Origin of the sequence: Acidovorax sp. 100, assembly GCF_003688355.1 — a bacterium.
GTDB classification, from domain to species: Bacteria; Pseudomonadota; Gammaproteobacteria; order Burkholderiales; family Burkholderiaceae_C; genus Acidovorax; species Acidovorax delafieldii.
The window spans coordinates 4,767,246-4,781,695 of the sequence record NZ_REFD01000001.1 but is presented as its reverse complement, the minus strand read 5'-3'; the positions used below and the strand labels follow the sequence as shown (position 1 = coordinate 4,781,695).

Here is a 14,450-nt window from a genome sequence, read left to right as displayed (position 1 = left end):
GTGGTCATGGCCATGGGTGAGGCGGACCTGAACAAGGAGCGGCTGGAGCTGGCCTTGGAGGCCGCCGGGCTCGACCTGTGGGAGAACGACCTCATCACCGGCAACGTCACGCGCAAGGCGACCAAGACGTTTGAAGAGCTGGGGTTCTCCGAGGATGAAATCGTCTCGGGCGTGCAGGATATCTACGGCCTGTTCCACCCCGACGACATCGACACCGTGCGCAAGGCCGTGGCCGACCACCTGACGGGCGTCACGCCGCAGTACCGGTGTGAGTTCCGGCTGCGCTCCAAGAGTGGCGAGTGGATCTGGTTTGCCAACTATGGCCGCATCATGGACGGCCACAGCGAGACGCCCGGCAAGCGCTTGATCGGCGTCACGTTCAACATCCACGACCGCAAGTGCCGCGAGACCGAGATCGCCCAGATCAACCAGCAGCTCACCGAGCAGAACCGCCTGCTGCAGCAGCTCAACGCCACGCTGGAGCGGCTGGCCGCCAACGACTCGCTCACGGGCCTGTCCAACCGCCGCACGCTGATGGAGCTGGGCGCCAAGGAATACAAGCGCACGGAGCGTTTTGGGCACCCGATGTCCGTGCTGGTGGCAGACATCGATTTGTTCAAGACCGTCAACGACCTGTACGGCCACCTGGCGGGCGACCGCGTGATCTGCGCAGTGGCCCAGGTGTGTGCCGGGCACAAGCGCAGCGGTGTGGACATCGTCGCGCGGTTTGGGGGCGAGGAGTTTGTCATCGTGCTGCCCGAGACCGACAGCGCGAGCGCGTTGCAAGTGGCAGAGTCGCTGCGCCGCGAGGTCGAGTCCTTGCTGGTGTGCGTGGGCGACGAAGGGCAGGAGGTGGCCGTCACCGTGAGCATTGGCGTAGCCACCCTGTACAAGGGCTCGGGGATGAATTTTGAAGAGCTGGTGAACCGTGCCGACCAGGCCCTCTACCAAGCCAAGGGCACAGGGCGCAATGCCGTGTACTGCGCCGACATGCCGCCCGAAAAAGGGGGCGTGGTCGAGCAGGTTTCGCTCGACCTGGGAGGGGGGATCTCTCAGCCCTGAGGCCCGCGCGCGGCCTGGTGGATCGCCGCCCGGATGCGCGGGTAGGTGCCGCAGCGGCAGGCATTGCCCGACATGGCGGCGTCGATGTCGGCATCGGTAGGCTGCGGCGTTTTCTTCAGCAGGGCACAGGCCGACATCAGCTGCCCGCTCTGGCAGTAGCCGCACTGCGCCACATCCACCGCGGTCCATGCGGTGCGCAGTGCAGAGGCTTCGGGGCCCTGCAGGCCCTCGATGGTGGTGACCTGGGCGCTGCCCACGGCCGACAGGGGCGTGATGCAGGCGCGCACCGGCTCGCCGTTCAGGTGCACCGTGCAGGCGCCGCACAGCGCCATGCCGCAGCCAAACTTGGTGCCGTTCATCTGCAGCTCGCCGCGCAGCACCCACAGCAGGGGCGTGTCGGGTTCGGCGTTGACAGCGACGGGTTGGCCGTTGAGGTTCAGGGTCGTGGTCATGGGGGCTCCGGTGCGGCGGGTCAGCTGAGCTTGAGCGGCAGCGCGCGCAGGCGCTGGCCGGTGAGGGCAAACAAGGCATTGGCCACGGCGGGTGCAATGGGCGGCACGCCGGGCTCGCCCACGCCCTCGGGGGGCTCGGCGCTGGCGATGATGTGGGTCTCCACGCGGGGGCAGTCGGCCATGCGCAGCAGGGGGTAGTCGTGCAGGTTGCTCTGCTGCACCTGGCCGTCTTTGATCGTCACTTCGCCCCACAGCGCCGCCGTGAGGCCATAGACCACGGCGCTTTCCATCTGCTGGGCAATGAGGTTGGGGTTGATGGCCGCGCCGCAGTCGAGCACGCACACCACGCGGTGCACCCGGATGGCCTTGTCGGCACCCACCGACACCTCGGCCACCTGCGCGACGATGGAGCCGAACGACTGGTGCAGCGCCACGCCGCGCGCCCGTTGCACGCCCGACGCATCGGGCGGCAAGGGCTGGCCCCAGCCCGCCAGCTCGGCCGCCTTTTGCAGCACCTTCAGGTGGCGCGGGTGTTTTTGCAGCAGCGCGGCGCGGAAGGCCACCGGGTCCTTCTTGGCGGCATGGGCCGCTTCGTCCACAAAACTCTCTTTGAAGAACGCCTGGTGCGAATGCCCCACCGAGCGCCAGAAGCCCACGGGCAGCGGCAGGTCGATGATCTCGTGGGCAATGCGTGCGTGGGGCCACTCGTAGGGCTGGTCGAACGCGCCTTCGGACGCAGTCTTGTCCGGCCCGGCGCCCGGCAGGCCAAAGGTGCGGGCCAGCACCTGCGGCACGATGGCCTGACCGGCCGACACGTTGTGCCAGGCCGCCAGCTGGCCCTGTGCGTCCAGCCCGGCCTTGAACCGAGCCACGCAGGCGGGGCGGTAGAAGTCGTGCTGCAGGTCCTGCTCGCGGGACCACAGTGTCTGCACCGGCGCGCCGCCTGCGGCCTTGGCAATGGCGGCGGCCTGGGCCACATAGTCCACCTCCAGCCGCCGGCCAAAGCCACCGCCCAGCAGCAGCTGGTGCACGGTCACCTTGGTGTCGTCGATGCCCAGGGCCTTGGCGGTGGCCATGCGCGCCAGGCCCGGTACCTGGGTGGATGTCCACACGCTGGCCGCGCCATCCTTGAACTGCACGGTGCAGTTGATGGGCTCCAGGGTGGCGTGGGCCAGGTAAGGCGCGCGGTAGTCGGCAGTGAGGGTGGTTGCAGCGCCTTGCAGGGCCTGGTCCACATCGCCCACGCTGTGGTAGCCAAAGCCCTGGGCCTGGTCCAGCGCCTGGGTCAGCTGCGTCATGACAGCGGCGCTCGACAGCGTGGCGGCGGGGCCGTGGTCCCACTGCACGGTGACTGCGGCGGCGGCCTTTTTGGCGTGCCAGGGCGTGTCGGCAATCACGGCCACGCCGCCAGTGCCGCCGTGGTAAGGCGCTACGGCCAGCACCTGCTTCACCCCGGGCATTTTTTGCGCGGCTGCGCCATCGAACTGGGCCACCTTGCCGCCCCGCGTGGGGCACATCACCACGCTGGCGTGCAGCAGGCCGGGCGGGTGGGCATCGATGCCAAACACCGCACTGCCGTCGAGCTTGGAGGGCGCCTCGATGCGGGTGAGCGGCTTGCCGATCAGCTTGAATTCAGCAGGCGCCTTGAGGGGCACCTTGCCCGGTGGCGGCTGCTGCGCCGCCAGTGCTGCCAGCTCGCCAAACGTGGCGCGCTGGCCTGCCGCATGTTCCACCACGCCGGCGTTGGCCTTGCATTCGGCGGCCTGCACCTTCCATTGCACCGCCGCTGCGTTGATGAGCATGGCGCGGGCGTGGGCACCGGCCTCGCGCATGGGGCGCCACAGGTCCTTGATGCTGCTGGAGCCGCCCGTCATCATCACGCCCACTTCGCGCATGGTCTTGGCGGTCAGCCAGCCCGCCACGGCCTTGATGGAGCCGTCGTTGTCGGGGTGGAACGGCAGGCCGTCCACCACCGTGGCCAGGTTGTTGTAGATGTCGTCGATGGGCGCCATCTCCAGCCGCACCTGGGCCCAGTCGGCGTCCAGCTCTTCCGCCAGGATGGCGGCCAGTCCGGTGTGCGCGCCCTGGCCCATTTCGGACTTGGCCATCATCACCGTCACCGTGTTGTCGGCTGCTACCTTGAGCCAGCCATTCAGCGCCACCTGGCCCGTGCCCTGGGGCAGGGGCTGCGCGGTGTGCAGCCGCTGGCGCGGGGGCACCACGCCCCAGCCGATGACCAGCGCGCCGGCTGTTGCGGCGCCACCGAGAAGCACTGTGCGTCGTTTCACCATGGGTTGTCCTGAGCGGTTGAGAAAGTGCACGCCGGCGCCTTCGGTGGCAATCACCGGGTGGCAAGTGCAGGGGGCCATCCTAGCGCCACTGCGCAGCGCTGCGCTGCCGGCGAATGTCGGCTATGTGACGCTGCGCCGCACGCGCATGGCAATGCGGTTGAGCCCGACGGGCGTCAATCCCAGGTGGCGGGCCAGGTCTTTTTGCGGGATGCGCAGCGCCAGGTTGGGGTGTGATGCCAGGAAGGCACGGTAGCGGCCCTCGGGGGTGAGGGTGAGCAATTCGCGCTCACGCGCCTCCTTGCGCGCGGCGTACACCAGGGTCAGCTGGTACAGCGCCTTTGCCCAGGGCAGGTGGCGTTCGGCCAGCGCGAGCAGCACGCCGTGGTCGATGCGCTCCAGGGTGGCGGGCTCGATGGCCGTCACCATGAAGGCCGTGCGGCCGCCCGGCTGCAGGGCGGACACGCTGGCAAAAAAGCGTCCTTCTTCGGCAAACGACTTGATCCATTCCGTGCCGTCATCCTGCAGGTAGCTCAGCTTGAACAAGCCTGCTTGAACAGCGTAAACATACGGGTGCTGCACCCCCTGCAGAAAGACCGTGCCGCCTGCCTGTACTGCGTGCTTGGTGATGGCGCGCTCTGCCGTGGCCCAGTCGGGCAGGGCCTGCGTGCCCGCCGCCTGTGTGAGGAGCGACCAGAAGGCGGGGTGCGGGATGGGGGCCATGGCGCGCAGTATGCCGCGTGGCAGTGTGGCGAAGTTTCCGCCGCGCCTGGGGGTGAGAGCCTCCTTCGTTCGCCAATTAACCTGGGTTGATGACGACGGACGGTGCCATGCCTAGAGTGCGGCCCATGTCACACGCTCGCACCCCCACCACCGCACGCCAGGCCGCGCCCGCAGGCCCGTTGCCACGCACCATCGTCACCGGCGCGAGCTCGGGCATTGGCCGGGCGCTGGCCCTGGAGCTGGCACGGTGCGGCGTGCCCGTACTGGCCGTGGCACGGCAGGCCGAGCCGCTGCAGGCGCTGACAGATGCCCATGGACTGATCGAGCCCTGGGTGGCCGACCTGTCCCGCATCGAAGAGATCGACGGCCTGGCGGCGCAGTGGCTGCTGCGCTATCCCGATATTGGCGCGCTGGTGAACAACGCAGGCATCCAGCACGACCTGCGGGTGGACGATGCCGGCTACAGGGCTCAGGACATGCGCGCGGAGGTCGAGATCAACCTGCTGGCGCCGATGGCGCTGACGCGTGCGTTGCTGCCCCATTTGCAGGCCCAGCAGCGCGCATGGGTGGTCAATGTCGGGTCGGTGCTGGGCTCTTGCCCCAAGCGCACGGCAGCGGTTTACAGCGCCACCAAGGCCGGGCTGGACCTGTTCACCCAGGCGCTGCGGGTGCAGATGCAAGGCAGCCCAGTGCGGGTGGTTCACGCCGTGATCCCCCTGGTGGACACGCCCATGACCCGGGGCCGAGGGCGCGGCAAGATCCCTCCCGATGTCGCTGCACAGGCACTGGTCCGCGGCCTGATGGCGGGGCACACCGACATCCGCATCGGCAAGGCGCGCGCGGCCTGGCACTTGCAGCGCTGGGCACCCGGGCTGCTGGCCCGCCTGCTGCGCACTGCTTGATCCAAGCCTGCTGGCTCAACACCTGTTTTCTCATCGACCCCTGGAGATCACCCCCATGGCCACCCGTTATGCCTTCTTCATCCACCTGCGTGCACTGCCCGAGTGGCTGCGTTCGCCCCGTGAGCAAAGGCGTGAGTTGGGTGAGGCGCACCTGCATGACCTGCTGCCCCGCTACCAGGGAGCCCTGCGCCTGCGCCACTTCGATGCCGAGGCCTTCGCAGCGCCCTGCAGCGACCTGATGCTGGTGGAAACCGATGACCCGCTCAAGCACTACGACTTCATGGAGCGGCTGCGCGATTCCCCCCTGCTCACCGTGCCGTATTTCGAGGTGCTGCAGATCCTGCCTGCCATCGAAGACGGCTATGTGGCGTTCGAGCGCGCCGAAACGGCTTAGGCTGCCTTGCAGTCGGCCAGCGCCGGAGCCTTGTGCGTGGGCTGCCGGTCCAGCCAGGCAATGTAGGCCGTGAGCGCCAGCGCACTCAGCGTGACGGCGGCCGCCACCAGCGGAATGGTCTGCAGCGACCACCCGGCCGTGATGACCGCGCCCCCCAGCCAGGCACCAATGGCATTGCCGAGGTTGAATGCGCCGATGTTGAGCGTGGACGCCAGGCTGGGCGCGTCGCCCGCCTGCGACACCACCCGCGCCTGCAGCGGCGTGCCCGCCGCGAACGACACCATGCCCCACACCACCACGGTGATGACGGCAGGCCACAGCCACACGCTGGTGAACGAAAACGCTGCCAGCACCCCCGCCAGCACGGCAAAGATGCCCATCAGCGAGGGCAGCAGCTTCCAGTCCGCCAGGCGGCCGCCCAGCAGGTTGCCAATGGTCAGGCCCACGCCGCACAGCAGCAGCACGCCGCTCACGTTCTGGGGCGAGACACCGGTCACGTCGCGCAGGATGGGCGTGATGTAGGTGAACAGCGTGAACATGCTGGTGGATGCGAGCACGCTCACCGCCAGCGCCAGCCACACCTGGCGAATGCGCAGCACGCGGAACTCGCCCAGCGCGCTGCCGCTGATCTGGTGGCGCAGGTGTGGCACCCAGCGCACCACAGCGGCCACGGCCAGCACCCCAATCACCACCACCGCCCAGAAGGTGGAGCGCCAGCCCAGGTGCTGGCCCAGCAGCGTGCCCAGCGGCACGCCCAGCACGTTGGCGAGCGTGAGCCCGGTGAACATCAGCGCCATGGCCTGGGCGCGCTTGTGGGGCTCCACCACGCTGGCGGCCACTACGGCGCCAATGCCAAAAAACGCGGCGTGGCAGAACGAGGTGACCACGCGCGCCACCATCAGCCACGCATAGCTGGGGGCCAGCGCGCAACCCACATTGCCCACGATGAACAGCACCATCAGCCAGGTCAGCGTGGTCTTGCGCGGCCAGCGCGCGGTGGCCACCGCCAGCAGCGGTCCACCCACAGCCACGCCCAGTGCGTAGGCCGACACCAGCATGCCGGCGGCGGGGATGGAGACGGACAGGTCACCTGCCACTTCGGGCAGCAGCCCCAGGATCACGAATTCGGTGGTGCCAATGCCAAAAGCGGCAATGGCCAGGGCCAGCAGGGGGAGGTTCATGGAGCGCAGAGGGACAAAAGGGCAGCACCAGGGCCGATGGGGTCAGGCGCGCAAGACTAGGGAAAACCCTTGGATTCTACGGAGGCCCCACAACCTTTGCAGGCCAAGGTTTTTGCATGAAATGGGCTGGTAGCGCTAGTGATATATGCCGTAGCAGCTATTGTTTTCATAGTGAATGCCATCCTTGCCCTTGTGCGCCTGTGGCGTGCATCGGGGGTGGTGAGTCGCCTCGCAACGGCCCCCTTGTGATGCGGGCTCGCAGCGGGGCGTGTACGCCACCCGGCGTATTTCGCCAACCGGCCCCGCTCTCCAGAATCCATTCCATCGCCCGATCCACAGGGGCTCCACACCGGGGCCCACCGGGCGAAGCGGTTTGATTGATTTCCTGATTGAAACCACCACCGGAGAAGCACACATGCAACGTCGTTATTCCCTCAAGGCCCTCGCGGCCGTCGCTACGCTCGCTGGCCTGTCTGCGCTGCCAGCCCACGCCCAGGACACGATCAAGGTCGGCATCCTGCACAGCCTGTCGGGCACCATGGCCATCTCTGAGACCGTGCTGAAAGACACCGTGCTCATGGCGATCGACGAGATCAATGCCAAGGGCGGCGTGCTGGGCAAGAAGCTCGAACCCGTGGTGGTAGACCCGGCCTCCAACTGGCCCCTGTTCGCCGAAAAGACCAAGCAGCTGCTGGGCCAGGACAAGGTCTCGGTCATCTTCGGCTGCTGGACCTCGGTGTCGCGCAAGTCGGTGTTGCCGGTCGTGGAAGAAATGAACGGCCTGCTGTTCTACCCCGTGCAGTACGAAGGTGAAGAGCTGTCCAAGAACGTGTTCTACACCGGCGCCGCGCCCAACCAGCAGGCCATCCCCGCAGTGGACTACCTGATGAGCAAGGACGGCGGCAGCGCCAAGCGCTGGGTGCTGCTGGGCACCGACTATGTGTACCCCCGCACCACCAACAAGATCCTGCGCGCCTACCTCAAGTCCAAGGGCGTGAAGGACAGCGACATCGACGAGAAGTACACCCCCTTCGGCCACTCCGACTACCAGACCATCGTGGCCGACATCAAGAAGTTCAGCCAGGGCGGCAAGACGGCCGTGGTCTCCACCATCAACGGTGACTCCAACGTGCCCTTCTACAAGGAACTGGGCAACGCGGGCCTGAAGGCCAAGGACGTGCCCGTGGTCGCCTTCTCGGTGGGCGAGGAAGAGCTGCGCGGTGTGGACACCAAGCCGCTGGTGGGGCACCTGGCCGCCTGGAACTACTTCCAGTCCATCAAGAGCCCGGCCAACACCGAGTTCATCAAGAAGTGGAGCGACTACGCCAAGGCCAAGGGCATTGCCGGCCACAAGGACAAGCCGCTCACCAACGACCCGATGGAAGCCACCTACATCGGCATCAACATGTGGAAGCAAGCGGTTGAAAAGGCCAAGAGCACCGATGTGGACAAAGTGATTGCCGCCATGGCCGGCCAGACCTTCAAGGCACCGTCGGGCATCGTTTCCAAGATGGACGAGAAGAACCACCACCTGCACAAGAGCGTGTTCATCGGCGAGATCAAGGCCGACGGCCAGTTCAACGTGGTGTGGAAGACCCCCGGCCCCGTGAAGGCCAAGCCATGGTCTCCTTACATCGAAGGCAACGACAAGAAAAAAGACGAACCCGAGAAGAAGTGATCTCCCCCTGAGCGGCTACGCCGCTTCCCCCTCTCTCACGCTGCGCGTGGGAGGGGGACGCCCCCAGCGCGGCGGGGCGGCCCTTGCGCGGGGGCCCTGGTCTAGGCCCTGCCCTCTGCATGGGCCTTTGCATATTGACCGACTGGCCCCCCATGAATTTCTCTTTCGTATCTCGCCTCATTGTCTGCCTCTTGCTCTACGCAACTGCGCAGGCACAAGCACTCACCGCCGAGCAGGCCCTGGCCATGGCCGCTGGTGACACCGACGACCGTGTGGCCGCCGTGCAGCAGGCCGTGGTGGAGCCCAGCGAACGCACCGCTGCCTTCTTGCAGGCGCTGGCCGACGACGCGGTGAAGGTGGCCGACGGCAAGGCGCTGATCGTGCGCGATGACAAGGGCATCGACCCTGTCACTGGCGCCGAGGTCCCTGTGCCCGCCGATGCCGAAGACATCATCAACAACAACCGCATGCGCGGCGAGATCGACACGGCCCTGGCGGGCCTGGCGCTGTTTGGCAAGGACGAAACCCAGCGCATGGCCGCCGCCAAGGCACTGACCAAGGAACCGGATGCAGGCCGTCTGCCCCTGCTCGACAAGGCACTGGCGCAGGAGACCAACGACAAGATCAAGACCCAGCTGGAGCTGGCACGTGCCGCCACGCTGCTGGGCAGCGACGACCCCGCACAACGCATCGCGGCCGCCCAGGCACTGTCGCTCAGCGCCACACCTGATACGCGGCTGCTGCTCAACGAACGCGTCACCATCGAAGAAGACGCCAAGGTCAAGGCCGCATTGCAGGCCGCACTGCGCGCCATGGAAGGCCAGCTCGCCTGGGGCGAGCGCCTGGGCGCCGCGTTCTCGGGCATCAGCCTGGGCTCCATCCTGCTGCTCGTCGCCTTGGGCCTGGCCATCACCTACGGCCTGATGGGCGTGATCAACATGGCCCACGGCGAGCTGATGATGATCGGCGCCTACGCCACCTATGTGGTGCAGGGCATCTTCCAGAAGTATTTTCCGGGTGCGTTCGACTGGTACCTGGTCGCTGCGCTGCCCCTGGCCTTTGGCGCCTCGGCCGCCGTGGGCGCGGTGCTGGAGCGCGGCGTGCTGCGCTTTCTGTACGGCCGCCCCCTGGAGACGCTGCTGGCCACCTGGGGCATCAGCCTGGTGCTGATGCAACTGGTGCGCACGATTTTTGGCGCGCAGAACGTGGGTGTGGAAAACCCCGCGTGGATGAGCGGTGGCGTGCAGGTGCTCTCCAACCTCACGCTGCCCTACAACCGCCTCGTCATCATCGGCTTTGCCATCGCCGTGCTGCTGGGCATGGGCTACCTGATCGGCCGCACGCGCCTGGGCCTGTTCGTGCGTGGTGTGACGCAGAACCGCCCCATTGCCTCGTGCATGGGCGTGAACACGGCCCGCATTGACACCATGGCGTTTGCGCTGGGCTCGGGCATCGCCGGCCTGGCCGGTTGCGCGCTGAGCCAGGTGGGCAACGTGGGGCCGGACCTGGGGCAGAGCTACATCGTCGATGCCTTCATGGTGGTGGTGCTGGGCGGCGTGGGCCAGCTGGCGGGCACGGTGTATGCCGCGCTGGGCCTGGGCATCCTGAACAAGTTCCTCGAAGGCTGGGCGGGCGCGGTGCTGGCCAAGATTGCGGTGCTGGTGTTCATCATCATCTTCATCCAGAAGCGGCCCCAGGGCATCTTCGCGGTCAAAGGGCGTACGGCCGACTGAAGCACCAGAGACGACTGATCATGACTACGCCAACCTCTCCCAACATCCAACTGCCCGCACCGGCGCCGCTGCTCACGCGCGGCGGCTGGTCGGCCTTTATCGTGGCGCTCATCGTGGTGTGCGCCGTGGCCCCCGTGCTCAACCTGTGGGTGCCCGCAGGCAGCATGTTCCACCTGTCGGACTACGCCGTGGCGCTGCTCGGCAAGATCATGTGCTACGCCATCTGTGCGCTGGCCATGGACCTGATCTGGGGCTACACCGGCATCCTGAGCCTGGGCCACGGCCTGTTCTTTGCGCTGGGCGGCTACGTGATGGGCATGTACCTCATGCGCCAGATCGGCCGCGACGGCAACTACAAGAGCGACCTGCCGGACTTCATGGTGTTCCTGGACTGGAAGGAGCTGCCCTGGCACTGGGCGCTGTCCGACAGCTTCATCGCCACGCTGATCCTCATCGTGGCCGTGCCGGGCGTGATCGCGTTTGTGTTCGGCTACTTCGCCTTCCGCTCGCGCATCAAGGGTGTGTACTTCTCCATCATCACCCAGGCCATGACGTATGCGGCCATGCTGCTGTTCTTCCGCAACGAAACCGGCTTTGGCGGCAACAACGGCTTTACCGACTTCAAGCGCATCCTGGGCACGCCCATTGCCACGCAGAACATGCGCATGACGCTGTTCGTGCTGACGGGGTTGTCGCTGCTGGGCTTCTTCCTGCTGGCCCGCTGGCTGGTGCGCAGCAAGTTTGGCCGCGTGCTGCAGGCGGTGCGCGATGCCGAGAGCCGCGTCATGTTCTCGGGCTATTCGCCTCTGCCCTACAAGCTCACCATCTGGACCATCAGCGCCATGATGTGCGGCGTGGCGGGGGCGTTGTATGTGCCCCAGGTCGGCATCATCAACCCCGGCGAGATGAGCGCCGCCAACTCCATCGAGATCGCCGTATGGGCGGCCGTGGGTGGGCGCGCCACACTCATCGGACCCATCGTGGGCGCGTTCATCGTCAACGGTGCCAAGAGCTGGCTCACGGTGACGGCGCCGGAGTTCTGGCTGTACTTTCTGGGCGCGCTGTTCATTGCGGTCACGCTGTTCCTGCCCGACGGTGTGGTGGGGCTGGTCAAGAAGCTCAAGGCAAAAATGACAACAACGAAGGGAGCCGCGCAATGACGCCCGATCTGATGGAAGAAGGCGCGCGGCGGCTGCAGAAGACGCTGGCGCCCGTCGCACTGGGCCAGACCGAGTCGGGTGGCCGCGCTGCAGGCTTCTCGCGCATTGCCACGCCGGGCGAAGTGGACGTGACCCACGGCCGCATCCTGTACCTGGAAGACGTACATGTGAGCTTTGACGGCTTCAAGGCCATCAACGGCCTGAGCCTGGACATCGCCCCGGGCGAGCTGCGCTGCATCATCGGCCCCAATGGTGCGGGCAAGACGACGATGATGGACATCATCACCGGCAAAACCCGGCCCGACAAAGGCACGGTGTTCTTTGGTTCCACCATCGACCTGCTGCGTCACAACGAGCCCGAGATTGCGAGCCTGGGTATCGGCCGCAAGTTCCAGAAGCCCACGGTGTTCGAGCAGCTCAGCGTGTTCGAGAACCTGGAGCTGGCGCTCAAGACCCACAAGGGCGTGAAGTCCAGCATGTTCTTCAAGCTCGACTCCGCACAGTCGGACCGCCTGGCCGAGATCCTGCACACCATTCACCTGGCCGACAGCGTAACGCGCCAGTCGGGCAACCTCAGCCACGGGCAAAAGCAGTGGCTGGAGATTGGCATGCTGCTGATGCAGGACCCCAAGCTGCTGCTGCTGGACGAACCCGTGGCCGGCATGACCGATGAAGAGACTGCCCGCACTGCGGAGCTGTTCCTCACGCTCAAGGGCAAACATTCGCTCATGGTGGTGGAGCACGACATGGGCTTCATCCGCACCATCTCAGAGAAGGTGACGGTGCTGTGCGATGGCTCGGTGCTGGCCGAAGGCACGCTCGACCAGGTGCAGGCCGACGAGCGCGTGATCGAGGTGTACCTCGGCCGGTGAAAGTATTCACTATCAAAAATATAGCTGCCGGCGCATATTGAACTACCGCTAGCGGCCCAAAACACCCCAAGTCACCATGCTCACCGTCCAGAACATCAACCAGTACTACGGCGGCTCCCACATCCTGCGTGACGTGAGCCTCACCGCCACCCCGGGCAAGGTCACCGTGCTGCTCGGCCGCAACGGCGTGGGCAAGACGACGCTGCTCAAAAGCCTCATGGGGCTGGTGCCCATCAAGAGCGGCAGCATCAGCTTCGACGGCAAACCCATCGACAAAGCCACGCCCTACGACCGGGCGCGCGCAGGCATCGGCTTTGTGCCGCAAGGCCGCGAAATCTTCGGCCGCCTGACCGTGGAAGAAAACCTGCGCATGGGCCTGGCCTACAAAAGCGGATCGACGCCGGTGCCTGCACACCTGTACGAGCTGTTCCCCGTGCTCAAGCAGATGCTCAAACGCCGGGGCGGTGACCTGTCGGGCGGGCAACAACAGCAGCTGGCCATTGCCCGCGCGCTGGCCCCCGGCCCGCGTTTGCTCATCCTGGACGAGCCCACCGAGGGCATCCAGCCCAGCATCATCAAGGACATCGGCCGCGTGATCCGCATGCTGGCCGACCAGGGAGAAATGGCCATCCTGCTGTGCGAGCAGTACTACGACTTTGCGCAGGAACTGGCCGATGAGTACCTGGTGATGGAGCGCGGCGAGGTCATCGCCCGCGGGCCAGGTAGCGAGATGGAAGCCAAGGGCATTCGCAACCTCGTGGCGATTTAAGACCGCACCCCCTGAGTCGCCTGCGGCGCCTTCCCCCTCTCTTGCTGCGTGGGAGGGGGATGCACCCGGTGGCCTGGCGAAGCCAGTTCCAGGGGTGCACTGGCGAGTGGCGCGCCAGTTTCAGGGAGCTGAAGGCAATGCCACGGCGGGGGAAGGTGCTTCCATCGCCTCCACCAGCAGTCGCGTGAAGGTGTCATGCAGCGGCGAAGCCGGTGCGTTGTTCACCGTGGCGATGCCCAGCTGGTAGGCGATGCGGGGCCTGAACGGGCGCGACGTGATCGCCTCGTACGGGCAGTGCTGCGCCAGCAAGGCGTTCACGATCGAGACCCCGAGCCCTTGGGCCACGTGGGCGCAGGCCTCGCTGATAGAGTGCACCTCCAGCGCTACGCGCGGCTGCACGCGCCGCTGGCGAAAGGCCATGTCGATGTCGTGGCGGATCTGCCGCTGGCGCCCCAGCAGGATCAGGCTGACGTCAATCAGGTCGGTGGGGCTGACCTCTGCCAGGCCTTCGAGCGCATGGCCCCGGGGCATGATGCACACGGCTTCGGAGTCCAGGCTGGCGCGGGTGCTCAGTCCCTGCATTTCCATGGGCAGGCGCACGAGACCGATGTCCGCATCGCGGCTCAGCAGCGCGCGCTCCGTGTCGTTGTACGAGCCTGACAGCACCTCCAGCACCACGTCCGGATGGGCCTGCATGAAGCGCTTGGCCAGCACCGGCATGAGCGTGGTGGCCAGCGTGCTGGGCACCGCCACCTTCAGCAGGCGCCGCTTGAAGCCGCCCAGGCGCAACTGTTCGGCATGGCGGCGAAAGCACTGCGCCGAGTCCATCAGCACCTGGGCATCGTGCAGCAGCGCATGGGCTTCGGCCGTGGGACTCAGGCGGCCTTTTTCGCGCACGAACAGACGCAGGGCCAGGTCTTCCTCCAGCTGCGCCAGCAAGCGGCTGATGGCGGGCTGCGACAGCCCCATGCGCTCGGCCGCGCCGGTGGTGGAGCCGCTGAGCATGATGGCCTGGAAGGCCTCGAGTTGCTTGAAGTTCATGGGATGGAGAAGGGGCAGACGTTCGGGTATGCAGGCAGCCGGCCTGCATCTTTGCACTGCTGCCACGCCAGCGCAAACCCGCCGTCTATTGCATAGGGTCATCAGCGTTCGTCATAGCGTTGTGGCCGAGCACCTCGCTCCACAGAATCGGCGGCGTCATCAGCCAACCTGGCACCACCCCTTCAAGGAGCAAGA

13 protein-coding genes are annotated in these 14,450 nt (G+C 66.4%); 8 read left to right on the top strand and 5 right to left on the bottom strand.

What is annotated here, in order from left to right; all coding sequences use genetic code 11:
• The first annotated feature begins 6 nt into the window (after positions 1-6).
• Positions 7-1,062: a sensor domain-containing diguanylate cyclase gene (locus tag C8C96_RS21830; protein WP_225580894.1), complete on the top strand. Its 1,056-nt coding sequence runs from the start codon at positions 7-9 to the stop codon at positions 1,060-1,062.
• On the opposite strand, the gene C8C96_RS21825 is transcribed toward C8C96_RS21830, so the two are convergent.
• From C8C96_RS21825 to C8C96_RS21815, 3 genes are all read right to left on the bottom strand, one after another.
• Entirely contained in the window at positions 1,053-1,514 is a 462-nt protein-coding gene (locus C8C96_RS21825; RefSeq protein ID WP_121943627.1) for a (2Fe-2S)-binding protein, read from the bottom strand. The two genes, C8C96_RS21830 and C8C96_RS21825, sit on opposite strands and share 10 nt — an antisense overlap.
• A 20-nt stretch (positions 1,515-1,534) precedes the next feature.
• Entirely contained in the window at positions 1,535-3,805 is a 2,271-nt protein-coding gene (locus C8C96_RS21820) for a xanthine dehydrogenase family protein molybdopterin-binding subunit (RefSeq protein ID WP_121944139.1), read from the bottom strand.
• Positions 3,806-3,925: 120 nt separating this feature from the next.
• On the bottom strand, positions 3,926-4,525 hold the full coding sequence (locus C8C96_RS21815) for a Crp/Fnr family transcriptional regulator (protein WP_121943626.1): 600 nt from the start codon (positions 4,523-4,525) through the stop codon (positions 3,926-3,928).
• 125 nt (positions 4,526-4,650) lie between these two features.
• Here C8C96_RS21815 and C8C96_RS21810 point away from each other — a divergent pair, with 125 nt between their 5' ends.
• Both C8C96_RS21810 and C8C96_RS21805 read left to right on the top strand, forming a co-directional pair.
• The gene (locus C8C96_RS21810) at positions 4,651-5,427 is read left to right on the top strand and encodes an SDR family NAD(P)-dependent oxidoreductase (RefSeq protein WP_158605780.1); all 777 of its coding nucleotides are present in this window, start codon (positions 4,651-4,653) and stop codon (positions 5,425-5,427) included.
• A 55-nt stretch (positions 5,428-5,482) separates the two neighbouring features.
• The gene (locus C8C96_RS21805; RefSeq protein ID WP_121943624.1) at positions 5,483-5,821 is read left to right on the top strand and encodes a darcynin family protein; all 339 of its coding nucleotides are present in this window, start codon (positions 5,483-5,485) and stop codon (positions 5,819-5,821) included.
• Here C8C96_RS21805 and C8C96_RS21800 read toward each other — a convergent pair.
• Entirely contained in the window at positions 5,818-7,002 is a 1,185-nt protein-coding gene (locus C8C96_RS21800; RefSeq protein ID WP_108497591.1) for an MFS transporter, read from the bottom strand. The genes C8C96_RS21805 and C8C96_RS21800 overlap by 4 nt on opposite strands.
• A gap of 415 nt (positions 7,003-7,417) precedes the next feature.
• Between C8C96_RS21800 and urtA the strand changes: the two genes are divergently transcribed.
• The 5 genes from urtA to urtE all read left to right on the top strand — a co-directional run bounded on the left by urtA (position 7,418) and on the right by urtE (position 13,214).
• Positions 7,418-8,680, top strand: coding sequence for an urea ABC transporter substrate-binding protein (gene urtA, locus C8C96_RS21795; protein WP_056641426.1), 1,263 nt, complete (start codon positions 7,418-7,420; stop codon positions 8,678-8,680).
• A gap of 152 nt (positions 8,681-8,832) precedes the next feature.
• Positions 8,833-10,413: an urea ABC transporter permease subunit UrtB gene (gene urtB, locus C8C96_RS21790; protein ID WP_121943623.1), complete on the top strand. Its 1,581-nt coding sequence runs from the start codon at positions 8,833-8,835 to the stop codon at positions 10,411-10,413.
• A 20-nt stretch (positions 10,414-10,433) separates the two neighbouring features.
• The gene (urtC, locus tag C8C96_RS21785; RefSeq protein ID WP_056060630.1) at positions 10,434-11,573 is read left to right on the top strand and encodes an urea ABC transporter permease subunit UrtC; all 1,140 of its coding nucleotides are present in this window, start codon (positions 10,434-10,436) and stop codon (positions 11,571-11,573) included.
• Positions 11,570-12,445 (top strand): urea ABC transporter ATP-binding protein UrtD, encoded by an 876-nt coding sequence (gene urtD, locus C8C96_RS21780; protein WP_056060633.1) that lies wholly within the window; start codon positions 11,570-11,572, stop codon positions 12,443-12,445. The genes urtC and urtD overlap by 4 nt, the downstream gene beginning before the upstream one ends.
• 76 nt (positions 12,446-12,521) lie before the next feature.
• On the top strand, positions 12,522-13,214 hold the full coding sequence (gene urtE / locus C8C96_RS21775; RefSeq protein ID WP_056060636.1) for an urea ABC transporter ATP-binding subunit UrtE: 693 nt from the start codon (positions 12,522-12,524) through the stop codon (positions 13,212-13,214).
• A 120-nt stretch (positions 13,215-13,334) separates the two neighbouring features.
• On the opposite strand, the gene C8C96_RS21770 is transcribed toward urtE, so the two are convergent.
• On the bottom strand, positions 13,335-14,255 hold the full coding sequence (locus tag C8C96_RS21770; protein WP_099729411.1) for a LysR family transcriptional regulator: 921 nt from the start codon (positions 14,253-14,255) through the stop codon (positions 13,335-13,337).
• Between the last annotated feature and the right edge of the window lie 195 nt (positions 14,256-14,450).